Below are 23,040 nucleotides of genomic sequence, written 5' to 3' on the forward strand. Positions count from 1 at the left end.
GCCATGAGCCTGACCGGAAACTGGAACTACCCCACGAGCATTCGTTTCGGCGTCGGCCGCATCGCCGAACTGGCCGAAGTCTGTCGCAGCCAGGGTATCCAGCGACCGTTGCTGGTCACCGACAGCGGTCTGGCGCGTGCCCCGATCACCATTGCGGCAGTAGACGCCTTGCGCGCGGCCGGCCTGGGTGTCGCGCTGTTTTGCGACCTCAAGCCCAATCCCGTCGAAGCCAACCTGGCCGGTGGGCTCGATGCCTGGCGCGCGGGCAAACACGATGGCGTGGTCGCGTTCGGCGGGGGCAGCGGCCTGGACATGGGCAAACTCATCGCCTTCATGAGCGGCCAGACCCGGCCGGTCTGGGATTTTGAAGACATCGGCGACTACTGGACCCGCGCCGACGAAAGCCGGATCGCCCCGGTCATCGCCGTGCCGACGACGGCGGGCACCGGTTCGGAAGTGGGTCGTGCGGCGGTGATCATCGACGAGCAAACCCACACCAAGCGCATCATCTTTCACCCGAAAATGATGCCGCGCGTGGTCATCAGCGACCCGGCCCTGACCGTCGGCATGCCGGCAAAAGTCACCGCCGGCACAGGCATGGATGCGTTGGCGCATTGCCTGGAATCCTACTGTGCTCCCGGTTTTCATCCGATGGCCGACGGCATCGCGGTGGAAGGCATACGTCTGGTGGCCAATGCCCTGGTGCGAGCGGTTCTTACGCCGTCCGACCTTGATGCACGCGCGCAAATGCTCGCCGCCGCGGCGATGGGCGCCACCGCTTTCCAGAAAGGTCTGGGCGGCATGCATGCCCTGTCGCATCCGGTGGGTGCGCTGTACGACACCCATCACGGCATGACCAACGCCACGTTCATGCCCTATGTCTTGAAGTTCAATCGCCCGGCCATCGAAGAGCGCATCACGCGCCTGGCGGCTTATCTGCGATTGCCCTCGCCCGGCTTCGACAGCTTCCTGGCCTTCATTCTCAAGCTGCGCAAGGACATCGGTGTGCCGCACACGTTGATAGAACTGGGCGTGGATGATCGACAAGCCGACTTGATCGCGGACATGGCGATTGTCGATCCGTCTGCCGGCGGCAATCCGCTGCCATTGACGCGGGCCGGTGCCGCACAGATTTTCGACGCGGCGTATCACGGCCGTCTCTAGAGCCGTCGCCGTGCGGACAGGGTTGCAAAAAGGAGCAGTACGACAAGGGGTTGAAGACCAGGCCATCCGGGACCCCGGATGGATGCGTATCAAAACCTGAAGGGGCACACGACATGAAGCCAGCAAGCCCGCACGACGATGACGTCAAGGTGCTGCACAGCATGGGCTATGCCCAGCAGCTCTCGCGACGCATGGGCGTTTTCTCCAACTTCGCCATTTCCTTTTCGATCATCTGCATCCTCTCGGGTGGCATCAACTCACTTGCCCAAGGCACCTCGGGCGCGGGCGGCGCGTCCATTGGCATCGGCTGGCCAATCGGTTGCCTGATCTCCGGGGTCTTCGCCATGGCCATGGCGCAGATCTCCTCCGCCTACCCCACCGCTGGCGGCCTCTATCATTGGGGCTCGATTCTCGGTAACCGCTTCACCGGCTGGCTGACGGCCTGGTTCAACCTGTTGGGTCTGATCACCGTGCTTGGCGCGATCAACGTCGGGACGTATTACTTCTTTTTCGGCGCCTTCGGACCGGCATTGGGCATGCAAGACACCATCACGACACGGGTGATTTTCCTGGCGATCCTCACGGGCCTCCAAGCCTTGTGCAACCACCTGGGCATTGGCCTGACTGCGAAACTCACCGACTTCTCGGGGTACCTGATCTTCGCCACCGCGCTCGCGCTAACCATCGTTTGCCTGATATCGGCGCCCAGTTATGAGTTCGCCCGGTTATGGACCTTCAGCAACTATTCCGGCGAGGCAGGCGGCAACGTCTGGCCGCAGGTGTCGAACAGCTGGGTGTTCATGCTCGGCCTGCTGTTGCCGATCTACACCATCACCGGCTACGACGCCTCCGCGCACACCTCGGAAGAGACACATAACGCGACGATGTCGGTGCCACGCGGCATGGTCACATCAGTGGTGTGGTCGCTGCTGTTCGGCTGGCTCATGCTCTGCTCGTTTGTCCTGATGCTGCCGAGCATGGACGAGGCCGCCAAGCATGGCTGGACCGTGTTCTTCTGGGCGATGGACACCCAAGTCAACCCGACCGTAAAAACGGTGCTGTACGTGGCCATTTTCATCTCGCAAGTGCTTTGCGGACTGGCGACCGTAACCTCGGTCTCGCGCATGATCTTCGCGTTCTCCCGTGACGGCGGCCTGCCCTTCTCCAAGGCACTGTCCTCGGTTTCGCCAACCCTGCGCAGCCCGGTCGCAGCGATCTGGACCGGCGCCACGCTCGCGGTATTGTTCGACTGGGGATCGTCGGTGATATCGATCGGTGAAACGCCGGTCTACACCATCGTCGTGTCCTGTACGGTCATCTTCCTGTTCTTCTCCTTCATCATCCCCATCGTGCTCGGCCTGTTCACCTACGGCACCTCGAAGTGGCCCACCATGGGGCCATGGAACATGGGGCGATTCTGGTACACGGTGTTCGCCCTGCTCTCGGTCCTCTCGATGGTGATCATCTTCGTCATCGGCATCCAGCCACCCAACGAATGGGCGTTGTACATCACCATCGGCTTCCTGGTGCTGACCGCCATCGTCTGGTTCGGCTTCGAAGCCCGCCGCTTCCAGGGACCGCCAAAGGGCGATTTGATCGTCAGGCGCCAGGCAGAAATTTTCGCAGAGGAAGAGGCGCTGAACAGGCGCGCTGGAAGCTGATACTTGCGCTATAAAAAACGGGGCGCCGAGCGCCCCGTCTTTGACACGGATCAAGTTCGAATCGTTATATACCCAAGCAACAAGGCTGGAAGGCGATCAGCATAAAAAAGACTGGAAGAAGATTTCGCATTCGAGTGACGTAACCCTCTACTTACTTACTGGTTCTCAAGCGCGTGAGCATTGGAAATCACAATGGCTTATTCATAAACCGTAGGATCAGGGATTCAAGGGATTATAAAAAAATAGAGGCCCAGGAAAACAATGCGATGTTATTGAGCTATACCCAATAGTCCCCCCACCGCACTTCTTCCATTATTGGAGGTTGGCAATGAAACCCTGTATCCCCCTGTCGGCACTCTTGATGACCTTTACTCTCTTTGGCTGCTCCAGTTCATCACACCAGTCAATGAATCTTCCTTTGGCAGCGACCCATAAAAACCCTGGTCATACAGCCACGACTACATTGACTGGCGAAGGCAATCAAACCAATTTTGATTTCTACATAACCGGCGTTCCAGACGGAACCATCTTGCCGCCGCGCCTCTACACCTTCATCAACAAGGGCAGCTGCCAGCAACCCGGGCCAGCCGCGTTCGCAATGAACGCTAAGGTCAACACTGAGCCCAATGCAGGCACCGGTGGATGGACCTTCTACAGGAGCGCACCGATCACCTTGCCAGACCTGCTTTCCGGCAAGTACTCAGTTGTCGTGCGTACCTCACCCGAGGATGGCAGCGCTGATATTTTCTGCGGCGATATTGCACACGCGACTCGATGAACTTCCCGTAGTCAGTTTGAGTCAAGTCGTGTCATAGGTGGCGATTGTATTCAAGGGTGTTTTTCCAGTTGTTATTCTGGCGTTACATATACGGCAAAACAGTGCAATCGCCCCGCCCCCTTGCCAAAACAGCACTAGACTCCTTCTTGCGCCTTAAACAGTGCACGATCATGTAACAGGGGAAATGAAGACATTGGCATCGGTGTTGAAAACCGGTGGCTATGACACTTATTTCACCGGGAAATGGCATTTGGGCGAAGCCGATTATACGCTGCCAAATGCGCAAGGTTATGACGTGATGAAATACGTCGGGCTATACCATCTCAGATGCTGGCTACATGCCGTTCCGGGGAACCAAAGGTACCGTGCGTGAGGGGGGGTAACCGGGTACCGGCCATTGCCGTCTGGCCAGACAAGATCAAGCCGGACACAAAAAATCACGAGATTCTCGGTGGCCTGGATTTGATGGCAACCTTCGCCTCTGTTGCTGGCGTGAAGCTGCCGGAAAAAGACCGCGAGGGTCAGCCGATCATCTTCGACAGTTACGATATGACTCCAGTGCTCACTGGAACTGGCCCGTCTCCACGTAAGGAGTGGTTCTACTTTACCGAGAACGAGTTATCCCCGGGTGCGGCCCGAGTTGGAAACTACAAAGCCGTGTTCAACCTGCGCGGCGATGATGGTGCACAAACCGGTGGTCTGGCTGTCGACTCCAACCTGGGATGGAAAGGCGCAGAAAAGTATGTGGCCACTGTTCCGCAAGTCTTTGACTTGTGGCAAGACCCGCAGGAACGTTATGACCTCTTCATGAACAACTTCACCGAGCGTACCTGGACGATGGTGCCGATCACGAGCGCAATCATCAAGCTGATGAAAACCTACGCGGATTACCCACCACGCAAACTGCAAAGCATGGGTTATGACGGGCCGATCGAGCTGTCGCAATACCAGAAATTCCAGTACGTGCGTGACGTGCTGAAAAAAGAAGGTATCAACCTGCCGATGCCAGTGGGTAACTGATCAGGCAGAGGAAACGTGGCGACTTCATCAGGGGTCGCCACTTCGCAACTTCGCTGTTTTTACGTTTGCGAGCAGCCATCACTCGTAACGGCTACAGATCCATCAGTGGGGCTGGAATCGACTGGGAGCGGATGGTCGCCTGGTAGAACGCGGGAGTGGTCAAGCGCCGCACGGGTGAGGCCCACGCCAGGTGGCCACAACCTAATCAAAGAAGGCCAGGGTGCGAACTTCGATACTCTCGCGCGGCGGGGCTCCCGGCGGCGTATGGGGGTCCTGGAAGGCGGTATGGGGCGTGAAGCGGGCACGGCCGTCATGACGCGAGTCATACCCCTTGATCAGCAAGACTTCGTCACGGCGCATGTCCGGAAAATAGTACCAGCGCTGGTGCGGATTGTAGGCCAGGTGGTAGATCTCACCGACACGATCCGGGTAGACCAGGTCGGTGGCCAGCAGGTCATTGGGGTCGAGCGTCGAGGCGTCCAGCACGGCCAGCGGCGAGCGCTTGACGGGTCCACTCATCGGGCGCCAGAGGTTGATCTGGGCCATCGACACCGCTGCCAGTGCGGCGGCCTGATCGCTGCCCAGCACGTCGCGGATACGCTCAGGCCCCGAGCGCTCGGTGTAGTCATTATGCACACGGCTGGCTGGGCCGCGAATATCCCGCCGCTCGGCGTCGCTGCGCCTGGTGTGGTCGAAGATGACGACCCGGCTCGCGCCCGTCAACTCCTTGATCAAGGCCTTGACCTCGTCATAGTAGACGCTTTCCACTGAGGTATCGTCGTAGAGGTCGTCGACCACCGTATCCCGCCGATGGAGTTCAAACCCCTGCTTGTCCAGAGAAAGGCTGTCTGCCAACGGACGACCGTTGTGTATCGTGACCTCGCGCTCCTCCTGCTCAGCAAAGTAGTGCGGTTCACTGTTACCGGTCAGAGCCTCGGTATGCACATAGGGCTTCGCATCGTGCTTGACCAGGTAGGTAAGTGTCGTGATGACGCTAGCGGGCATATCAGTTGTGCACTTCAAGTAGCACCTCCCGGTCTGATGACCGCATCCGGCGTGGTGTCACCGTGGCGGCGCTGTAGCTTGCATGTAGACTGCCTCACTTTTAATCGTATGCCTTCGAACCAAAAAAGGGGACTCATTTATTTTCCTGCGCTACCGGCAGCTTCTGGTCGGTTTCGGCTTGTCGTGATAGGCAGAAAACGGCCAGAAGCGGACCTCAATGAGCAATACAAGAAGTAGCCATCGCGTAGATCTTGTCCCCTTGCCAACCAGGCACCTTGCAGATACTGTCCGCTTATGAATCAGCTACGCATTGCCTCGACCACCACCACGACTACGACCGCCCGAGGCGGGTCGTGAGAGGTGCCGTGAGCCAATAGCGCACGAACTTCAAAGGCCCGCCAGTGATGGAAAGGGCCTTTTCTTTTGCCCTTGTGTCGCTGGTCCAAACGCAAGGAAAAGCACTATGCATGCACTGTTGATTCTCGATATGCAGGTTGGATTGTTTCATGGCCCGGATGAACCATGGGCTGGTGAGGCGCTGCTGAATACGTTGAATAGTCTGTTGAATAAAGCCCGCAGGGCAGGCGCGCCAATTTTTCTTGCTCGCCACGTGGGGCCGCCCGGCTCGCCTATCGAACCTGGAAGCCCGTTGACGCAACTGGTGCAGGAACTGTTGCTGCAAGGCGACGAAGTGATTTTCAACAAAAGCCGACCTAACGCTTTCGCCATGACTGACCTGGCCGATCGACTAAAGGCTTGTGGATCTCGAGGCGTGATTATTGCGGGAATGAAGACCCAGTATTGTGTCGACAGCACCTGCCGCGCCGCACGAGATCTTGGATTCGACGCAGTGCTGATCGCCGATGGTCATACCTGCACCGACACTCCCGCATTGAAGGCTGAAAGTATCGTCGCTCATCACAATGCAACCCTGGCGGGCCCATTCTGTCGTGTCGTTCACGCTGAGGACTGGCGTTTCTGACCGGCATTGATAGATCGACTCAAGTTCTGGGTCGATCTGTCCGCTTTGGGTGGCTGCTGCCCCCACGGCAGGCAGAAATCGGCCAAGTGTAGACACGCGACCAAGGCACAATTGCATTAGGAAAGTGTTGATCAAATCTGCAACAACTCTTGCCAAGGATTTCATGCGATGGATTGCCCCCCGACGCTATATACCAACCGTCTTATCCTCACGCCGCTGCGAATGACTGATGCAGCCGCTATACAACAGCTGTTTCCCCAATGGGAAGTGGTCCGCTACCTTGACAGCCGTGTGCCATGGCCCTACCCGCAGGATGGTGCGCTGGTTTACGTGCGCGATGTCGCTCTTCCCGCCATGGCCAGGGGACAAGAGTGGCACTGGATGATTCGCACGCGGGCGCAACCTGAACGCAGCATCGGAAGCATCAGCCTGTATGACCAGCCAGGTAACCATAGGGGGTTCTGGCTCGCGCCTCTGTGGCAGGGCAACGGCTATATGCGCGAAGCTTGCGAGGTCGTCAACGCGTACTGGTTCGCGACATTGTTACGTCCAGTCATGCAGGTGCCCAAGGCTGTCGCCAACCACGCTTCGCGCAAGGTATCCCAACATGAAGGCATGCGGATGATAGGGACGCGGGACGGGCATTTTGTCTCGGGGCCCATGCAGGTCGAAGTCTGGGAGATCACACGAAGCGAGTGGCTCAGCGCGCGCTGAAACCTGATCTGAATTTTGTGCAGTTCCGAGTGACAGGCTGCCATCGGGTCGATTTCAGCCGGTTGCCAATGGACGGAAACGGCCAGGAGCAGTCATTCAGGTTGAGCATTGTCCAGAATGCCTTTGGTCTCGATATCAAACCTGCTCAACAACGCGGCACCATCCGAAACACCAAGAATCTGATCGATCGCAGAGATTTTCTGGGTTGCGTGGTCGAGCTGAAAGTCAGCGTTGCCGTATGCAGTTTCCGCCTCATTATGAAGTGCATAGGCCATATGCGCCGCGACACGGACGCTCATTGGAGCATCCACAACGCTACCCAGATAATCAGCAAGTAACGTCCTGATCTCTAGCAATGCGAGGGCGAGTAGCCTGGTCTGGTCAGTCTGCATATAAGAGTCCTGGATATTGCAACGAGTGTACAAAGCGAATTTCGAGAGGTTATATAAACACTCAGACAGCCAAAAGCAAAAGACCGCTTTGGGTCGATTGTTGCCCCTTGTGACAGGCATCAATCGGCCAAAAGCAGCCGGTGGACGGAGCGATAGCTAATGAGTAGCTATGCTTGGTCTGCTGCCGGAACTATTTGAGCAGATTGGGCTTTTGCGTCGATGGCGTATAACCCTCTTCAGCAGACACCCGACTGTCAATGCCCGGTCTAGTCAGGGCTAGACGACAGAGCAAGGAATTTTATCCACCAAGCCCGTGAGGGTGTTATCACCCCACTTGAGGTCAAATTAGAGTCAGGCCCAAAGAGGAGTCCGCCATGACCGTAGTCGATCGCCTCAGGTATTTGCGTGTCGTTCTAGTGTTGGCTGGGCTCGCGAGCCTTGCTCTCTACCCACTTATGTTGTTCTGGCCGTCCGGCTGGGCCTGGCACGTCGGTCACTCGGACTACCCGATGATGATCGTTGGCATCTACGCCACACTTGGCGTGTTCTTGATCCTGGCCGCACGTGATCCATTAGCCAATCTGAGCCTAATCTGGTTCACCGCGTGGTCTAGCGCCGTACACGCAGGAATCATGACCGTCCAGGCGGTGACCCAGCCGGGGCAAATGGGGCACTTGGCAGGTGACGTGCCGGCGCTCTTCATCGTGGCGGTTGCCTTGGCCACCTTGACGCCCCGCTCGCAACTGGCCGCTCGGCCCCGGACACACAATGGGGCCTAACAGCAGGCCAGTCCGCTTACTTGTTGTTTGAGCAGCAGCCGACAATACGCTCTTATGTGTCGCTACCGAACATTCCCAGAATGAAGTCGCGCACATGGACGATGCGTGGATTGCGCATAACGGTTTTTTGCCAAACCAGATACAGGTTGTTGGTGGGGGCGTCTTGACGCGAAGTGATCGACACCAACAGTCCTGATTCCAGCGCCTCGGCGCACTGGTAATCCGGTAAAACGCTCCATCCGTGCCCCTTCACGACCAGGTCTTGAATGATGCGCAGGTCGGCGATTGTGAGCGCGGCCTGCAGTGTTGGCGCAAACTGAAACAGCGCGGTCCACACCGGCCGAATCAGCGGCAGGTCTTCATCGAACGCGATAAGCGGGAGCTTCGCCAGCCTTTGCGCAGTAGGACGCTTGCCCAATTGCTTGGCCATCTCCGGAGCGAGGACAAGCAAAAAACGCTCGGTCCACAGCCTGGCGAATCCGTGCGAATGCTCATTCGGCATGGAGGCGGTGATGGCCAGGTCCGCAGTCGAGGCATTGAGGAGGCTGTAGATGCGGTCGCGGTTTCCCGTGTGCACGCGGATCTGAAATCCCTGCGCCATCAGCGGTGCCAATCCCGCCGCGATCTTGGAATAAATGAAGTCGGAAGGCCCGGCGATATGCACGGTGCCACCCATCTCACCGCCCAGACGGTATGAGGCCATCCTCATCTCCAGCCCGTCGATCATCGGGCCGATCGCTCGCGCCAGTTCGTCAGCCGCTTCCGTCGGCGTGACGCCACGGGCACGACGTACGAATAACGGCTTGGCCACAAAGGCTTCCAGCGCCTGGATGTGCAGGGATGCCGCAGGTTGTGTCATGCCAAGAGATTCTGCCGCCCGTGAGAACGACTGCAGCCGGTAAGCCTCGATAAATGTGCGCAGATGATCAAGATGGCTCATGGATAGTGTCACGCCGCTGCTGGCGACGTCCTCCGGAAGGTTCTGGTGGAGATAGCAACCTGTTCGGCTCCGGACCGCCGTTCGCAAGCCGATCTGCATGAAAAAAGTATGTCAGCCATAAAATTTTTTATCCATAGACCATTAAATGATAATTCCTCATATCCATAGACCTTCTTTACGATTCACGGCACTGCGGCCCAAGGCTGTTCTTTCCTGAAGATCGAGAGCGATTCTCATGCCACTTATCGTGTACATCTTTACGCTCAGTGCCTTCGCGCTAGGCCTTGCCGAGTTTGTGCCCATAGGCCTGACCGATGTCATGGCGCAAAGCTTGGACATCAGCATCGAACAGGCGGGTAGCGCCGTGACCCTGTACGCATTGGGGGCGACCTTCGCGGCGCCCGTCCTGACAGCCTTGACCGCCGGATGGTCACGCAAGCAAGTCATGCTGGTGACAGTATTGGTCTTCACTGTCGGCAGCCTGCTCGCGGCAATCGCCACCAACCTGTCAACACTGCTGATTGCGCGCTTTGTGGCCGGTATGGGCCACGGCCTGTTCCTCGCCGTGGCTTCGAGCACCGCGGCACGTCTCGTAGGGCCGAAGAAGGCCGGCAGTGCCGTGGCTGTGGTGTTTGGCGGGTTCACCATTGCCATGGCGATTGGCGTGCCGATCAGCACCTACCTTGGGGGCGTGATCTCCTGGCATTCGGTGCTCGGCGCGATCGCGGCGTTCGGCGCACTGGGCTTCCTGGGACTGCTGCTGGGCATGAAGGAGCCGCCCAAGCAACAAGGGCACATTGGAGCCGACTCGGTCGGGCAGGCGGTGAAGGCGATCTTCCATCCGACCTTGCTGGTTGCTGCGCTCGTCACGGTGCTGGGCTATGCCGGCTCGTTCACCGCGTATACCTACATCGCGCCGCTGCTCACGGACGTCACCCACGTCAGTGGCGCTACGGTCAGCATCTTCATGCTGATCTATGGCGTGCTCGCCGCGATTGGCAACGTGATTGGCGGCAAGATGACCGACCGGATCGGAGTGGATCGTTCAAGCGTGATCGTGATCAGCGGTATCGCCTTCGTTGCGCTGGGCGTGTGGGCTTTCGCCTCCTCGGCGCTTGCCATGGGCGTACTTGTCGCGTTGCTGGGCCTATTCACCTTCGCTGCCGTGCCGGCCTTGCAGGCCCGCCTGATCGGCATCGCCGAACAGCATGCGCCGCACGCCTATGGCGTGGCGGCCGGCCTGAACATCGCCGGTTTCAACTTCGGCATCGCCTTGGGCTCGGTATTGGGCGGGGTGACCATCAGTACCGTTGGCGTTTCCTACATGGGGCTGGTCGGTGCCCTCGTCTCGGTACTGGGATTGGCGCTGCTGATGGTGCGCAACCGAGGAGCCGACTACCGCGCGGTCGTCGGTCCTGCCGCATGACGCGGCCGGGCGACTGACTGGGCAATGCGTTGAGCCATGCGCGTAACCGTTTAACGTTCAGGCTGCCGGTGCCCTGCCACAGCCAACTGCTGAACATCTGGCTGTGATCGTCCAGCGACACCGGGGTCAGCGCTTTGGTGGGTTTCGGTGCTGCGTCCGGCTCCATACCGGTGACGTTGATTGGGGGCTTTGTTGGGCTTGCTTAGCCGGGTAGCTTGGCCGCAAGGACGTCAACCTTCTCGATTGACGGCGGTTTGGCAAACAGCTCGCCAGCCTTCGCCATAAGCGCCGCTGCGACCTTGCCCGAAAGATGAGCCTGCCGGCCTGCTTCATCCGGGAAGGCATCAAAGATGCCAAAGGTGGACGGGCCCAAGCGGATTCCAAACCAAGCCGTAGTGGCCGGCTCTTCCTCTACCATTGGAAGGCCACTCAAGAGAAAGCTCTCTACCTCTTTCTCTTTCCCGGGTTTTGCTTCCAGACGAACGAACAACGCTACTTTGACCATGACGTGCCTCCTGTTGTTACGCCTACATCATCATGCGCCATGCTTTCCAGTAAGCCCGACGCGATATTCGCCGATTTGCCGCCCAGCTCCAGCGTTGCGGGTCACCGGTCAGCTCGAACAGCGTGTAATCGTTCCCGTTCCATTCGAGCATCATTCTGGCTGCTCCTTGGTTCTCGAGCGGCTTGCGGACTGGACTAGCGCCAACTCTCATCGACGCAGGGTTTCGCTTCCTCGCAGCGCTCCTTGGCCAGGGATGGGTAGTCGGTATAGCCCTTGGCGCCGCCGCCGTAGAAGGTGGAGTGATCCTCGGCATTGAGGGACACGCGCGTGCGAAAGCGTTCCGGCAGGTCGGGATTAGCCAGGAACTTGCGGCCGAAGGCGATCAAGTCTGCCTTGCCCCGTTGCAGCCAGGCCTCAGCCGTGTCGTGGTCGAAACCGCCGGCGAGGATCAGCGTGCCACGGTATTTTTCCCGCATCAGCGCCAGCATCCGCATGGCCTCAGGGGTGGGAGGAAGGCCCTGCTCAAGCGCGGCGATTGCCGGATTGACCAGGTGCAGATAGGCGAGCTTGTAGTCGCTCAGCTTTTCGGCGAGGTAACCGAAGGTCGCCTCCCGATTGTCGTCGCTGATGTCGTTGAAGGTGCCGAGCGGCGATAGGCGCACGCCGACGCGGTCCGGCCCACAGATTTCGCAGGCCGCCTCGACCACTTCCAGGAGCAGCCGTGCGCGGTTTTCGATCTGCCCACCGTAGCAGTCGCTGCGCTGGTTGGTGCCGGAATTGATGAACTGGTCGAGCAGGTAGCCGTTGGCGCCGTGCACCTCGATGCCGTCGACGCCGGCGCTCAGCGCATTCCTGGCCGCGCGCTCGAATTGCCGAACGAGGTAGGGCATCTCCTCGATCTGCAAGGCCCGCGGGGTGACGAAGGGCACCAGCTCGCCCTCGCCGTTCTCGTTCTCGATAAACGCCTCACCGCTCGGTTTGAGCGCCGAGGGCGCGACCGGCAGCATGCCATCGGGTTGCAGCGCCGGGTGAGAGATGCGGCCGACATGCCAGAGCTGCATAAAAATCAAACCGCCGGCTTCATGCACGGCGTCGCTGACCCGTCGCCAGCCCTCGACCTGTTCGCGGCTATGGATACCCGGGGTCCAGGCGTAGCCCTGGCCCTGCATCGAGACCTGGGTCGCCTCGCTGATGATCAGGGCGGCTGAAGCCCGTTGCGCGTAATAGCAGGCATTGAGTGGCGTCGGGACATTGCCCGGCTGGCCGGCGCGCGAGCGGGTCAAGGGAGCCATGACCATCCGGTGCGGAAGCTCGTAGCGCCCTAGTTTGACGGGTTGAAACAGCAACTCCCTGGACGTTTGCGGCATAGCGCCTTGTTGCGCTGCAGATTCGGTAGATACGGGCATGAGGTTTACCTCCTATCGAAATTATCCGAGAGATCAGAGCCGAGTCATTTCCGTAATCTTGGGAAAGGCGACTCTGCCCTCCCCTGGTCTTTCACGAACTGCCTCTACCGGGATACGGTGACGACGATCTTGCCGAACTGCTGGTTCGATTCCACGTAACGGTGCGCCTCGACGATCTGCTCGAAGGGGAAGGTCTTGGCAATGATCGGCTTCAGCTGCCCGGCCTCGCCCTCAGTCAGTAGCCATTGCCTGCCGCCGTTGAGTGTGCTGCCGCTGCTAGGTTGTTTTAGCGGTGTAGGCATCCAGGACTCGCGCCGAGTAAACCAGGGTGGCACCGGCATTCACGGTGATGGCCACGCCCAGCGCCTCCATGATTTCTTCCCGGGTTGCCCCATGTTTGATCGCCGCTTCCGTGTGCACGGTGATACAGCCGTCGCATTGACGAGTGACAGACACGGCGAGCGCTATCAACTCGCGTGTCTTGGCGTCCAGTCGTCCGGTTTTCGTGCCGGCTTCGCTTAACTGGCCATAACCGTGAACGGTGTCTGGGCTGAGCTTGGCCATGTCGCCAATCGTGGCGAGCAGCTGTTGATGGTAGGTGTTCCAATCGAGCATCATTTTCGATTTCCTTCAGTGGATTAAGCGGATCCTTGCGCCTCGCTCCTCACGCATAAGCTGTTGGTGAGGAGGGTTAACCTGCTGCACCGCTTGATGGCTTTGACCACATCCTCAGATGTGTAGTCGAGCACCGTAGGGTCACCGAGGGCATGCTCGAAGTCGTGGTTGCGCCGGCTTGTCGTCGCGATGACGTGTGCCCCCGAGGCTGGCGGCAATCTGGTCTGTCGCCCGAGGCGACACCAAGCACTAGCCGCCCGCCCGAGAGCTGTTCGATCGATGCCTTGGCGGTGTGCAGCGGTAGCGCACGGTTAGCACTATCGGACCGGTGGCAAGCGTAATCGTGGTTGTCTGTGCCGCGATCCAGCGCTGTCAGATCGCGATAGCCACAAGGGACACCGGACTCTTAACTATGGTCGTCGATCCCAGGATTACAAACCCAAAGAGACAAAGGGTAGCGGCAAGTGGCGTAGGGACACTGAGAATGACGTAGTGGGCAGCGCGTAAGCCGAAGGTCAGCTGGTTGATCACTTTTTAGGGCAATTGGATTGGAAAATTGATCAATCCCCTTTTCCATGCTCGCGGGCGGGTTGTTCGATCTTGTCTGCGGGGTTTCGCGGGCGCCCCCCAACTTATGGCCTAATAAACATTCCACGATATCTGAAATTCAGAAAAACATAACAGATCATGGTTGCTGTCAGGCCGACCAATATGTACTCGACGCGGGGTAGAAATATAACCAACGCACCCAAAGAGAACACGATCAAAGTGTTTTGTATTATGTATTTCCTTATTTTAGGCACGGCTATGAAATAGCCATATTGCTTGCCCAGGAAAAACAAGGCCATGCCGATGATTGACATAATCTGGAAATCGCGTATCGCAATGTCATTCAGGATCGCATGCCTGATCAAATTGGCGAGGAGTGCTAGCCCCATAAATAGAAAAAGGTGCGAGTAGATTAAGGAGTGCCCAGTCATACTGCTTTCATTTTTGCTCAGCAGGTAAAAGCTGTCAAAATATATCCACCAGATACTGCAAATCATGATAAATCCGGTGATTGCCGTCATCACATTATAAAGACCCCATTGAATGTTAGATAACCCTGCAGAAAGACTAAATACTGACTCGCCCAATAAGATGAGGGTGAGCAAGCCCAGTCGTTCAACCAAGTGTTCTGTATGTGCTGGCAATGGCTTTAGTTTACTCCCAACAAATACAGGGAGGAGAATATCGAGAAAAATCCCAAAGTAAGCGACAAGGTAACGCATGGGCGGGTCAAAAAGAATAGATGAAAGAGTAACAACTGCGCTAACTAACAGGGCAAAGCCAAGCCTGGAGGAGAATTCGCCACGGCCATTAAGTTTACGTCTGGATGAAATGTACATAATACTGATGACGACACGTATACCAAAATAACAGGCAATAACAAGCGGATAGTTTACTTCTGGTTCATCCCCAATCAGTGCAGACAGCACAATGAGCAGCAACATTACAAATAATGTTGCCAAACGGTGAGAATTACTGTCTGTATCAAACCTGTTGGCGTAAATCGTGTGACTAGACCAGACCCACCATAATGGAACAAAAAGCAGTACAAATATCCATAATTGCTCATGCTCAAAATGGCCTTGATGAACATCTCCGAGAATATGCGTCACCTTGCCAATTACAACAACAAAGATCAGGTCAAAAAACAACTCCAACCATGTGGCGTGTCGATCTTTTTCGTAATACTTCAAAGACTTCATTCGCTGTTGGCTCCGTGTGCACCTCTTTAATGTAGAAGGAAACTAGCGGATAAGCGAACGGGTGGCCGGGAATAGGCGTCAAGCTTGGGGGGGGCGGTCGCAAAAACCGAGTGCAATTCCTGACCTTTTCGGTACGTGTTGGCCTTATGTCCTATATCAAGCTGCCCCTTAAGCTCCATCGCGTGAAAAACGAGGACGGCTCAGAAGGTATCGAAGCACGGGTACTGAATAGGCGGAAGTTTGGGATTCGCTACCGGCCCCAACCATGTTGCTGCTCGGCAAGGGCCCTTGAAGCGCTAAAAAATCGACAACGGGTAGGAAATGATCAACCGGTTCTCGTTGAAGCTGTTGGTGTTCCCGTAATCCCGGCGCACCCATCATCCCCACCGTTGGCCAGATTATGGGCCAGCAACGGGGTTAGAATGGCTGACCGCTCTTCTTCAGTTGGATGTTCCAACAGCTGGATTTCTAAAGGCATGGCGCTCTCCCTGAGCAATGAGTCATTGGGTCGAATAGGTAGCTTTGACGCGTGCAGGTGAATAGAAAGACGCCTGCACTCAATCATGTTGAGCGCGTCCTTCCAGAATTTCGAATGCATTATCAAGGGGCGCGTAGCCAACGACCTTTCTGGTCGTATCAATGGAGAGGCGTTTATACCTGTTATCCGAGACGCCATGGACAACATGGAATCCGTTCAACTCGGCCTCTACACAATTACCCAACAAAGCGACGACATCCCTCACGCTGATAAACGCAGCGACGTCCCGAGGGCTGTGGGTTTCCCCTGGGTGAAACTGCGCGACGTTTGCAATACGGACTGCAATGGTCGTCATGTCACCGTCGTTTGCGTACAACGAAGCGAGCGCTTCGCCAAACGCTTTGCTGACGCCGTAGTGGTTGCCTGGCCTGGGCGCCATACCTTCATGTACCTGTACATCCTTGGGATAACCTTCAATGGCCTGGGCGCTGCTCGCCAATATGAAGCGCTTGCAGCCTTGGACTTTTGCGGCGAACAACATGTTGTAGGTGCCCACGATATTCACCGGTAGCAGGGAACTCATGAAATCAGCATCCGGGTCCGGATCACCCGCTAGATGAATCACAGTGTGGATGCCTGCGCAGGCTTCAAGGCAGCTGGCTTGATCCCTGACGTCGAGGGCGAAACGTTGTGCGGAGTCTGGCAGTCTTGATTCGTCTATATCGGCCAGACGTAAATCCATGTTGTCGGCTTGTGCTTTCCAGAAAGCGCTACCGATCAGACCCGCAGCCCCGGTGACCAGAATTTTTCGCGTATTCATGTCCGTATGTCCTCATGTTCGAGCTCATGCCTGTCACCCCGCCCTGGATTCGCTTGAGTGGCAGAGTGAAAGGCGTCCAATGGGTTCAGCCCTTTTCAGTTGCGAAATGACTGCACGAGAAACTCGTTGATCAGCGATGCAATCTGCACCTGGATCGTCGCCCGTGGTCGAGCGTTGTCTCCATCGCGGCAGATCATGCCATCGCCCGGTGCGTCTTCTTCGAGCAACGCCACCGCACCGGGTTTGCACATCGACAAAAAACTGAAATGACTGGCGTCCTTGATTTCGACATAACGACTCGTCGCCGTGGGCAAGCGCTTGGCCAGGTTGGCGGACTCCAATTGCGCGGGAAGGTCTTCGGACGGCACACCCGCTGCGATCACCAGTGTCGGTACCGGCAATGCCGCCAGACTTTCATTGGTCAGGCCGCGTGACAGGCCCAGGTCCAGGGAAACAATGGCAGTAACACGTTTATCGCTCAGATCGGCGACCAGCCGGGCTTTCGATGCTGGATCACGGTCGGGGTCGAGTTGTTTGTAAGTGCTGCAACTGGACAGTTGAGGGTGCGAGATGCAGTCCTGCGCAAAACGCTCGGGATCGAATCGGGCACCGGCGATTACCAGAGCGGTCCAGCCGCCAAGTGAATGTCCTACCACTGCAATGTGCCGTTTGGCCACTGACCCGAAGTATTCCGGTTGAGCCATGACCGCATCGATGGCCCGTTGTAGATCGACAGGCCGCTGCCACAACTGGGCGGCCGCTTCAGGGTTGCGATCGTGGGTGGTGGTGCCGGGGTGGTTGACCGCCGCCACGATGTAACCCTGTCGGACCAATGCAATGGCCAGCCATGACTGGTTCCCCCAATTTCCGCGAAAGCCATGGGAGAGCACTACCAATGGATGCGCGCCAGTGGCCGGCGGCGCATCGGGAACAGCGAGCGCACCGACAAATACCGGTGTATCCGCGATCAACTGCGGTGTGGCTGTGGAGGCGCTCGGGTACCAGACGACTAACTCCAGCGGACGGTCATTTTGCTTTTCTGGCAACGTCAAGGCCCGGAAACCGATTGGGTTGTCGCCAGCGAATGCTGGTGTGTTCAGACACAAAAGGAGCAAGGCGCCCAGCACTGTTTTCATGGCTTTCATCTTCCTTGATGTGATCAACGTCAATTGGACATGATCGGGTGCGCAGGAAACATATCAGCCATCGCGTCGGCACATACAGTCATTTCTGATACTCATTGAATTGGCTGGTTCTTCAGGCGTATCTGAATGACTGCTTTGGACGATTGCTGTCCTTCGTAACGCGCAACATTCGGCCCAAAGCGATCTGTAAGGATAAGTAGCTCACGTCCCCGATCGGACACTCTTACAAAATTTCTCCCCTCCGCCACCCTTCAGGCCCAATGATAGAATTCCGTTTTGAAAAAGGAGTTTCATCCGTGGAGGCTGGAAAAAAGAGTTGCCCCTATTGCGCGGAAGTCATCATGGCTGAAGCCATTTTATGCAAGCACTGCCAATCCGACCTCAGGCAGAAAATACGGAATGCGCCGCAGGGGCCACTATCGTCAGAAAGGAGAATAGGCCCTGTCAGCAAGGTCTTCGTCGCAATTATTATTGCCACAACCTTGTACTGGGCTTTCGGTTTTTATGTCAGAGACACGCCAGAAGACCAGGGAAGAATACAAGCCCAAGATGCCGTCGAACTATGCCGTCAAGAAGTAGACAGCTACTCCGGCCCGGCAGCAGGGAAAAGCGTAATCGCTGATTCGTGTCGAAAACTGGAGGACGAATTGCACAAGAGTTTTGGCCATGCGCCATAGGAAAAACCGTTGATGAAGCCCGCCATTGAGCGGGTTTTTTTGTCTTTGGCAACCTCAGCTTCTTGCGCTGTCCACGGTTTAGTGATCGTTCCCACGCTCTGCGTGGGAATGCATCCCGTGACGCTCCGCGTCACCCTTGCGCAAGACTCAAGCCTGGTGTCGACAGCGGAACGCAGAGCGTCCCCGGCGGCATTCCCACGCGGAGCATGGGAACGATCAACAGCAACGCTTTTGCATCGGGCATCAGGAAGTCAGCGCCGCGCAGATTGATGAACTCGGCGTGCTCGGCAACGCTGGTGAGCATTTCACCCGTGGCGATCGGGGTATCCGGTATTTACGTCAGCGACGGTCGCAATGGACCAAGCTGCGAAATCAACCTGATCCCAGGCGCAGCAGCGATGACATCTTGAATGCGGTTCACCATGCAGGACGCCGAGGTGTGTACACCATCGGCGCGGTCGATCCGGATTTTGGAGGGTGGCCTTCCATCAACGTCCCACGTCATGTTTTCGGACTCCCCTTCCGCCAGCAGACGCAGCTCGATGTGCGCGCTTGCCGTAGACCCTTCTACGGTTTCGACCGACACGATGATCCGAAGACCGAGCGAAGTGCCGGGCTGTAAAAACCTGTTGAGGGTACGACACCACATCGGTTGATCGGACAGTACCGGCTCGCGCAGCTCGGTCACGTTTTTGAGCGTAAAGCCAAGCGCATGCATCACGTGCGCCGGTATGCCTTTATACAGCTCGCCCAATTGACCGGGCACCTTGGTGACCTTTTCCAAAAACTCGGCTTGCGTCATGTCGACGCCATAGGCGCGCATCATGCGTTCGTTCGCCAGCTCTGCGTTTGTCACGCTGCGATGCGTGAGCGAGCGAAGCTCGGTGCACGGTCCCGCAATCAGAATTCCCGCCCAGATGCGCGAGAAGTCCCAAATGCCAGTCCCGGTGAAAGTAACAGCGTTGCTCTTGGCCAACGCATCGATCTTTTCGGCCAGGTCGGGATCGGCGCCTTGCGGAAAATAGGACTCCGAGCCGTGGCAGATGACATTGATGCCGGCGCCCAAGAGGCGTTGATAAGCCGCAAAGTTGAGGCTCAGCCTCTCGGTTTGCACAACCAACGCGATGTCCGCATTCATGGTCGCGTAGTCGGCGGTTTCACAGTCCTGAACGATAACGCCCAAGTCCTCGTTCAGCCCGGCAAGCCGCCCCAGGTCCTCGCCGATCTTGGGACCTGCCCGGTTCACCGCCGCAACGATAGGCCAGCCTTTTTTGACGAGAATGCGCACAGCCTCCATTCCGTAATATCCGACCCCGTAGATCATGACCCTGGGCTTGGAACGTGCTGGTGCTTTTGCGGTGCCGTGGACGTCGCTCATGAAAGGGCCTTTGGCAGATGAACTCGGATGAGGAGCCTAGCACCTGTCGACCCAACGGTGTCGCCCCCTTTTCTGCATCATGCCGCCGATGTCTGCGGTTTGTACGAACCGCGTTTTGAAAGAACAAAAAAGGGGGACCGATTGCTGTCGGCACTATCTTTTCCGCCCTGGCAGATACCGCAATTGCCAGCAGATGAACTACGCTCCAAAAACAACCCCGCAGATCGAAGAAACAGTGCGCAAGGTCGATACGACCAGAATGCTGGTGGACACCAACTGGCCATTCTTCGGGATCCGGCATCCCTGATTGCCACCACCCGGAGTACGCTCCGTGAGAATCAAACAGCCCCTGCTTGCTCTGCTGTTGCTCGCCGTGCTCTTTGGTGGCTGTACGACTCTCAATGTCCCTAACGAACCCAGTCAGGCCTTGCCAGCGAGCGATTCGGCGTTCGGTCGTTCTATCCAGGCCCAGGCAGCTCCCCATCAGGGCCAATCGGGATTTCGCTTGTTGTCCGATAGTGCCGAGGCTTTCTCTGCCCGCGCCGAGCTGATTCGCAACGCCCGAAGCAGCCTCGACTTGCAGTACTACATCGTCCACGACGGCATCAGTACGCGGATACTGGTGAGCGAACTGCTCGACGCCGCCGACCGCGGAGTCCGCGTGAGGATTCTGCTCGATGACACCACCAGCGATGACCTGGACCGAATTATCGCGACGCTGACTACGCACCCGCTGATTCAGATCCGCGTGTTTAATCCGCTGCACTTGGGCCGCAGCACCGTCGTGACGCGAACGATGGGCCGGCTGTTCAATCTGTCGCAGCAACACAGGCGCATGCACAACAAATTGTGGGTAGTGGACAACAGCGTGGCAATCGTTGGAGGGCGCAATTTGGGCGACGAGTATTTCGATGCCGAGCCCAACAAGAATTTCACCGACATCGACATGCTCAGTGTTGGCCCGGTTGCAGAGCAGTTGGGGCATAGTTTTGACGAGTACTGGAACAGTGCGCTGAGCAAGCCGATCGAGCAGTTTCTCTCGACGAAGCCGACACCCAGGGACCTGAAAAATCTCCGGACCCGGCTGGACGGATCCCTGGAGGAAACGCGCAAGCAGAATCATGCGCTCTACCAACAATTGATGACCTACACCACTCACCCACGCCTGAATGTCTGGCGACGGGAGCTGATCTGGGCCTGGAACAAGGCGATGTGGGATGCACCAAGCAAGGTCTTGTCGAAGGGCGAACCAGCCCCACAGTTGCTGTTGACCACCCAGTTGGCACCCGAGCTTAACGGGGTCACCAAGGAGCTGATCATGGTTTCGGCCTACATGGTGCCCGGCCAGCCGGGGTTGGTGTACTTGATCAGTCGTGCCGACGCCGGCGTGTCGATCAGCTTGCTGACCAACTCACTGGACGCCACCGATGTGCCCGCCGCGCACGGTGCTTACGCCCCTTATCGCAAAACCTTGCTGGAGCATGGCGTGCGGTTGTTCGAATTACGCCGCCAGTCCGGCGACAATGGCGACAGCGGACCGCGCCTGTTTCACAGCGGATCCTCCAATAGTTCCGACTCCAGCCTGCATAGCAAGGCGATGATTTTCGACCAGCAGAAAGCTTTTATCGGCTCGTTCAATTTCGACTCGCGCTCATTATTGTGGAACACCGAAGTCGGGGTGTTAGTGGACAATCCGCAACTCGCCGGACGGGTGCGCGAACTGGCCCTGGAAGGTATGGCTCCTACGCTCAGTTACCATGTCCTGCTGGAAAAGAATCAACTGGTCTGGGTCACCGAGGATGACGGCAAACAACATACATTGACCAAGGAACCGGGAAGTTGGTGGCGACGCTTCAATTCGTGGCTTAGCAGCACGATCGGGCTGGAGAAGATGTTATAGCCCTGTATCAAGCGGACAGAGGTGTGTGAGTGGTTATGCTCTATGGTATCTGTTGGAGGTAACTCCTTTCTTTTCACGTTCCGGACCGGGGTGAATCATGCGGATGTGGATGGGACGCACGGCGCGGCTTATCCGCCAATTGATGATGGCTGCGGGTATTAGCGTTATCGCGATCGTCACTAATGGGCAGGTTCAAGCCACACCTCAAGCCACTCAAGAGATAAAGAGCTTGCTGGACTTTGTCGAACACAGTGAGTGTCAGTTTGTGCGCAACGGGAGCGAATACCCAGGTCCCCGCGCGCGCGCGCATCTGGAGAAAAAGCTGAATTATCTCGAAGGCAAGAACATGGTGAACAGCGCAGAAGACTTCATCGATCTTGCTGCCACTAAAAGCAGTATGAGTGGCCGCGCCTATGAGGTGCGCTGTCCAGATGGAGTAGAACCGGCAAGCACCTGGTTGAAGAGGGAACTACAGAGGCAACGGCAACTTCATTGATTTCGGTGAAAAAAGGGGCGCTGAGCGCCCCGATTTTATGAAAACAGACAGATTGAACGATGAGGAGCCAGTGGCGAGGGACAGCGGTTACGCAGGTGGCTCAATCCTGTCCAGCACCCGGTTCGCCGTGATCTCCGCCACCATGATGCTGTTTGAAATGCCCAACAAGGCATAGCGCGACTCGCCCTCCAGATGATCCACCAACTGATGGACCATCACATCGACCGACGCCAACGTCTCGACCAGAAAAACCGCCAGGGTTTCGGCAGTGGCTTCTGGGTCAACGGAGAACAGCGTGCTGCGGATTCGCGGTGTGGCTTTGATATCGGCGTTTGATGGGAAGTGGAAGTCGAGAGCGCGTTCGGCGGCCTCGTGGAATTTCTTTGAATCGGGTTCGTATGGGGAGGTTGGGTCGGTGTCTGGTGGGTTTGGCGTTACTTTCAGCATCTTAGGTTCCTAATGATGTGCCCACCCTCCTGCTGCTAAACAAAGAGGGAGGCAGCTGCACGCAGGTTAGCAGACCGGGAAACCTAAGAAGCCGGCGCGCCCAAGGGCGCCCTGCGCACAGCCACCATCAAAATACAGGCGAAAAACCTGACTGATGGAAGCGTCATACGTCTTAGGTTAACCACGGGCTGCTAAACCCGATCACTGATGAGCAGTGACGGGAATCAAGTTACCGAGTGGGCCAAAAGCGTACAAGCCGGCGGATTCTGGTGGAGTCGTAGGCAACGGCGCAAGGTTTTGTAGCTTTCAGGACGTAACCTTGAGGATGTTTAAACACGCGCTCTCAGTAGCTGTTGAAAAAGCTGACGCGCACTTCCTACGGGAGATGAAAGCTTCGGAAGCATTTAGGAAGTCACTGACGTATTTAAATGAAGGAAAAAGCAGAAAAGGGGACGGATCTATTTTCCTAAACGAAAAAAGGGGACAGATTTATTTTCCTAAAAATAAATCCGCCCCCCTTTTTCAATGTGCCACGCACATAAAATCATCACCATCAACAAT

General features: G+C 57.0%; 22 protein-coding genes and 5 pseudogenes. 11 read left to right on the forward strand and 16 right to left on the reverse strand.

All coding sequences use genetic code 11. The annotated features are described in order from the left end of the window. The first annotated feature begins 3 nt into the window (after positions 1-3). From K5K95_RS30720 to K5K95_RS30735, 4 genes and pseudogenes are all read left to right on the forward strand, one after another. Positions 4-1,164, forward strand: coding sequence for an iron-containing alcohol dehydrogenase (locus K5K95_RS30720; protein ID WP_222587567.1), 1,161 nt, complete (start codon positions 4-6; stop codon positions 1,162-1,164). 113 nt (positions 1,165-1,277) lie between these two features. Then, entirely contained in the window at positions 1,278-2,825 is a 1,548-nt protein-coding gene (locus tag K5K95_RS30725) for an amino acid permease (RefSeq protein WP_222587568.1), read from the forward strand. 328 nt (positions 2,826-3,153) lie between these two features. Then, positions 3,154-3,603 carry a hypothetical protein gene (locus K5K95_RS30730; protein WP_222587569.1) on the forward strand — a complete coding sequence of 150 codons (450 nt, stop codon included), beginning with the start codon at positions 3,154-3,156 and terminating at the stop codon, positions 3,601-3,603. Positions 3,604-3,793: 190 nt separating this feature from the next. Then, a pseudogene (locus K5K95_RS30735) lies at positions 3,794-4,623 on the forward strand (arylsulfatase); the annotation flags it as partial. Between the two features lie 201 nt (positions 4,624-4,824). Here K5K95_RS30735 and K5K95_RS30740 read toward each other — a convergent pair. After that, positions 4,825-5,646 (reverse strand): CmcJ/NvfI family oxidoreductase, encoded by an 822-nt coding sequence (locus K5K95_RS30740; protein WP_261398112.1) that lies wholly within the window; start codon positions 5,644-5,646, stop codon positions 4,825-4,827. 445 nt (positions 5,647-6,091) lie between these two features. On the opposite strand from K5K95_RS30740, the gene K5K95_RS30745 reads away from it, so the two are divergent. Beyond that, positions 6,092-6,610, forward strand: a complete 519-nt coding sequence (locus K5K95_RS30745; protein WP_222587570.1) for an isochorismatase family protein — start codon at positions 6,092-6,094, stop codon at positions 6,608-6,610. A 168-nt stretch (positions 6,611-6,778) separates the two neighbouring features. Next, entirely contained in the window at positions 6,779-7,324 is a 546-nt protein-coding gene (locus K5K95_RS30750) for a GNAT family N-acetyltransferase (RefSeq protein WP_222587571.1), read from the forward strand. A gap of 92 nt (positions 7,325-7,416) precedes the next feature. Here the strand turns inward: K5K95_RS30750 and K5K95_RS30755 are convergent, their stop codons facing one another. Continuing rightward, positions 7,417-7,716, reverse strand: a complete 300-nt coding sequence (locus tag K5K95_RS30755) for a hypothetical protein (RefSeq protein ID WP_222587572.1) — start codon at positions 7,714-7,716, stop codon at positions 7,417-7,419. A 374-nt stretch (positions 7,717-8,090) separates the two neighbouring features. On the opposite strand from K5K95_RS30755, the gene K5K95_RS30760 reads away from it, so the two are divergent. After that, a complete protein-coding gene (locus tag K5K95_RS30760) occupies positions 8,091-8,495 on the forward strand; it encodes a DUF6632 domain-containing protein (protein WP_222587573.1) in 405 nt (134 codons plus the stop codon). Positions 8,496-8,547: 52 nt separating this feature from the next. Here the strand turns inward: K5K95_RS30760 and K5K95_RS30765 are convergent, their stop codons facing one another. Then, positions 8,548-9,435, reverse strand: a complete 888-nt coding sequence (locus tag K5K95_RS30765) for a LysR family transcriptional regulator (protein WP_259156331.1) — start codon at positions 9,433-9,435, stop codon at positions 8,548-8,550. 235 nt (positions 9,436-9,670) lie between these two features. Here K5K95_RS30765 and K5K95_RS30770 point away from each other — a divergent pair, with 235 nt between their 5' ends. Then, positions 9,671-10,861 (forward strand): MFS transporter, encoded by a 1,191-nt coding sequence (locus K5K95_RS30770; protein ID WP_222587574.1) that lies wholly within the window; start codon positions 9,671-9,673, stop codon positions 10,859-10,861. Positions 10,862-11,063: 202 nt separating this feature from the next. Here the strand turns inward: K5K95_RS30770 and K5K95_RS30775 are convergent, their stop codons facing one another. The 10 genes and pseudogenes from K5K95_RS30775 to K5K95_RS30810 form a co-directional block, all read right to left on the reverse strand. Further along, entirely contained in the window at positions 11,064-11,366 is a 303-nt protein-coding gene (locus K5K95_RS30775) for a putative quinol monooxygenase (protein WP_222587575.1), read from the reverse strand. 22 nt (positions 11,367-11,388) lie between these two features. Further along, positions 11,389-11,520, reverse strand: a complete 132-nt coding sequence (locus K5K95_RS33350; protein WP_261398113.1) for a hypothetical protein — start codon at positions 11,518-11,520, stop codon at positions 11,389-11,391. Between the two features lie 40 nt (positions 11,521-11,560). After that, positions 11,561-12,733: an alkene reductase gene (locus tag K5K95_RS30780; protein ID WP_222590485.1), complete on the reverse strand. Its 1,173-nt coding sequence runs from the start codon at positions 12,731-12,733 to the stop codon at positions 11,561-11,563. Between the two features lie 143 nt (positions 12,734-12,876). Next, positions 12,877-13,002, reverse strand: a pseudogene (locus K5K95_RS33720) (zinc-binding dehydrogenase); the annotation flags it as partial. 46 nt (positions 13,003-13,048) lie between these two features. Then, entirely contained in the window at positions 13,049-13,387 is a 339-nt protein-coding gene (locus tag K5K95_RS30790; RefSeq protein WP_222590486.1) for a carboxymuconolactone decarboxylase family protein, read from the reverse strand. Positions 13,388-13,607: 220 nt separating this feature from the next. Further along, positions 13,608-13,753 (reverse strand): annotated as a pseudogene (locus K5K95_RS33725) (LLM class flavin-dependent oxidoreductase); the annotation flags it as partial. 266 nt (positions 13,754-14,019) lie between these two features. Further along, positions 14,020-15,138: a low temperature requirement protein A gene (locus K5K95_RS30795; protein WP_222587576.1), complete on the reverse strand. Its 1,119-nt coding sequence runs from the start codon at positions 15,136-15,138 to the stop codon at positions 14,020-14,022. A gap of 376 nt (positions 15,139-15,514) precedes the next feature. After that, a pseudogene (locus K5K95_RS30800) lies at positions 15,515-15,616 on the reverse strand (GNAT family N-acetyltransferase); the annotation flags it as partial. A gap of 79 nt (positions 15,617-15,695) precedes the next feature. Beyond that, positions 15,696-16,436 carry an NAD-dependent epimerase/dehydratase family protein gene (locus tag K5K95_RS30805; RefSeq protein ID WP_222587577.1) on the reverse strand — a complete coding sequence of 247 codons (741 nt, stop codon included), beginning with the start codon at positions 16,434-16,436 and terminating at the stop codon, positions 15,696-15,698. A gap of 95 nt (positions 16,437-16,531) precedes the next feature. After that, entirely contained in the window at positions 16,532-17,572 is a 1,041-nt protein-coding gene (locus tag K5K95_RS30810) for an alpha/beta hydrolase family protein (RefSeq protein WP_222587578.1), read from the reverse strand. 350 nt (positions 17,573-17,922) lie between these two features. On the opposite strand from K5K95_RS30810, the gene K5K95_RS30815 reads away from it, so the two are divergent. Continuing rightward, positions 17,923-18,258 carry a hypothetical protein gene (locus K5K95_RS30815; RefSeq protein WP_261398116.1) on the forward strand — a complete coding sequence of 112 codons (336 nt, stop codon included), beginning with the start codon at positions 17,923-17,925 and terminating at the stop codon, positions 18,256-18,258. Between the two features lie 196 nt (positions 18,259-18,454). On the opposite strand, the pseudogene K5K95_RS30820 reads toward K5K95_RS30815, so the two are convergent. After that, positions 18,455-18,586 (reverse strand): annotated as a pseudogene (locus K5K95_RS30820) (enolase); the annotation flags it as partial. A 6-nt stretch (positions 18,587-18,592) separates the two neighbouring features. Beyond that, on the reverse strand, positions 18,593-19,636 hold the full coding sequence (locus tag K5K95_RS30825) for a hypothetical protein (protein ID WP_222587580.1): 1,044 nt from the start codon (positions 19,634-19,636) through the stop codon (positions 18,593-18,595). A 331-nt stretch (positions 19,637-19,967) separates the two neighbouring features. Here K5K95_RS30825 and K5K95_RS30830 point away from each other — a divergent pair, with 331 nt between their 5' ends. Further along, the gene (locus K5K95_RS30830; RefSeq protein WP_222587581.1) at positions 19,968-21,536 is read left to right on the forward strand and encodes a phospholipase D family protein; all 1,569 of its coding nucleotides are present in this window, start codon (positions 19,968-19,970) and stop codon (positions 21,534-21,536) included. Between the two features lie 97 nt (positions 21,537-21,633). Then, positions 21,634-22,032, forward strand: a complete 399-nt coding sequence (locus K5K95_RS30835) for a DUF5329 domain-containing protein (RefSeq protein WP_222587582.1) — start codon at positions 21,634-21,636, stop codon at positions 22,030-22,032. Between the two features lie 87 nt (positions 22,033-22,119). Here the strand turns inward: K5K95_RS30835 and K5K95_RS30840 are convergent, their stop codons facing one another. Then, entirely contained in the window at positions 22,120-22,479 is a 360-nt protein-coding gene (locus K5K95_RS30840) for a DUF6124 family protein (RefSeq protein WP_222587583.1), read from the reverse strand. Between the last annotated feature and the right edge of the window lie 561 nt (positions 22,480-23,040).

The sequence above is a fragment of the Pseudomonas sp. DR48 genome (genome assembly GCF_019823085.1).
In the GTDB taxonomy this organism is placed as follows: domain Bacteria; phylum Pseudomonadota; class Gammaproteobacteria; order Pseudomonadales; family Pseudomonadaceae; genus Aquipseudomonas.

What these genes read in the sequence shown, in the direction of transcription:
- K5K95_RS30755 (WP_222587572.1), bottom strand. Translation starts at nt 7,716, where the DNA reads ATGCAGACTGACCAGACCAGGCTACTCGCCCTCGCATTGCTAGAGATC.
- K5K95_RS30815 (WP_261398116.1), top strand. Translation starts at nt 17,923, where the DNA reads ATGGCTGAAGCCATTTTATGCAAGCACTGCCAATCCGACCTCAGGCAG.
- K5K95_RS30775 (WP_222587575.1), bottom strand. Translation starts at nt 11,366, where the DNA reads ATGGTCAAAGTAGCGTTGTTCGTTCGTCTGGAAGCAAAACCCGGGAAA.
- K5K95_RS30720 (WP_222587567.1), top strand. Translation starts at nt 4, where the DNA reads ATGAGCCTGACCGGAAACTGGAACTACCCCACGAGCATTCGTTTCGGC.
- K5K95_RS30730 (WP_222587569.1), top strand. Translation starts at nt 3,154, where the DNA reads ATGAAACCCTGTATCCCCCTGTCGGCACTCTTGATGACCTTTACTCTC.
- K5K95_RS30725 (WP_222587568.1), top strand. Translation starts at nt 1,278, where the DNA reads ATGAAGCCAGCAAGCCCGCACGACGATGACGTCAAGGTGCTGCACAGC.
- K5K95_RS33350 (WP_261398113.1), bottom strand. Translation starts at nt 11,520, where the DNA reads ATGATGCTCGAATGGAACGGGAACGATTACACGCTGTTCGAGCTGACC.
- K5K95_RS30805 (WP_222587577.1), bottom strand. Translation starts at nt 16,436, where the DNA reads ATGAATACGCGAAAAATTCTGGTCACCGGGGCTGCGGGTCTGATCGGT.
- K5K95_RS30745 (WP_222587570.1), top strand. Translation starts at nt 6,092, where the DNA reads ATGCATGCACTGTTGATTCTCGATATGCAGGTTGGATTGTTTCATGGC.
- K5K95_RS30795 (WP_222587576.1), bottom strand. Translation starts at nt 15,138, where the DNA reads ATGAAGTCTTTGAAGTATTACGAAAAAGATCGACACGCCACATGGTTG.
- K5K95_RS30770 (WP_222587574.1), top strand. Translation starts at nt 9,671, where the DNA reads ATGCCACTTATCGTGTACATCTTTACGCTCAGTGCCTTCGCGCTAGGC.
- K5K95_RS30835 (WP_222587582.1), top strand. Translation starts at nt 21,634, where the DNA reads ATGCGGATGTGGATGGGACGCACGGCGCGGCTTATCCGCCAATTGATG.
- K5K95_RS30780 (WP_222590485.1), bottom strand. Translation starts at nt 12,733, where the DNA reads ATGCCGCAAACGTCCAGGGAGTTGCTGTTTCAACCCGTCAAACTAGGG.
- K5K95_RS30750 (WP_222587571.1), top strand. Translation starts at nt 6,779, where the DNA reads ATGGATTGCCCCCCGACGCTATATACCAACCGTCTTATCCTCACGCCG.
- K5K95_RS30790 (WP_222590486.1), bottom strand. Translation starts at nt 13,387, where the DNA reads ATGCTCGATTGGAACACCTACCATCAACAGCTGCTCGCCACGATTGGC.
- K5K95_RS30840 (WP_222587583.1), bottom strand. Translation starts at nt 22,479, where the DNA reads ATGCTGAAAGTAACGCCAAACCCACCAGACACCGACCCAACCTCCCCA.
- K5K95_RS30825 (WP_222587580.1), bottom strand. Translation starts at nt 19,636, where the DNA reads ATGAGCGACGTCCACGGCACCGCAAAAGCACCAGCACGTTCCAAGCCC.
- K5K95_RS30765 (WP_259156331.1), bottom strand. Translation starts at nt 9,435, where the DNA reads ATGAGCCATCTTGATCATCTGCGCACATTTATCGAGGCTTACCGGCTG.
- K5K95_RS30810 (WP_222587578.1), bottom strand. Translation starts at nt 17,572, where the DNA reads ATGAAAACAGTGCTGGGCGCCTTGCTCCTTTTGTGTCTGAACACACCA.
- K5K95_RS30760 (WP_222587573.1), top strand. Translation starts at nt 8,091, where the DNA reads ATGACCGTAGTCGATCGCCTCAGGTATTTGCGTGTCGTTCTAGTGTTG.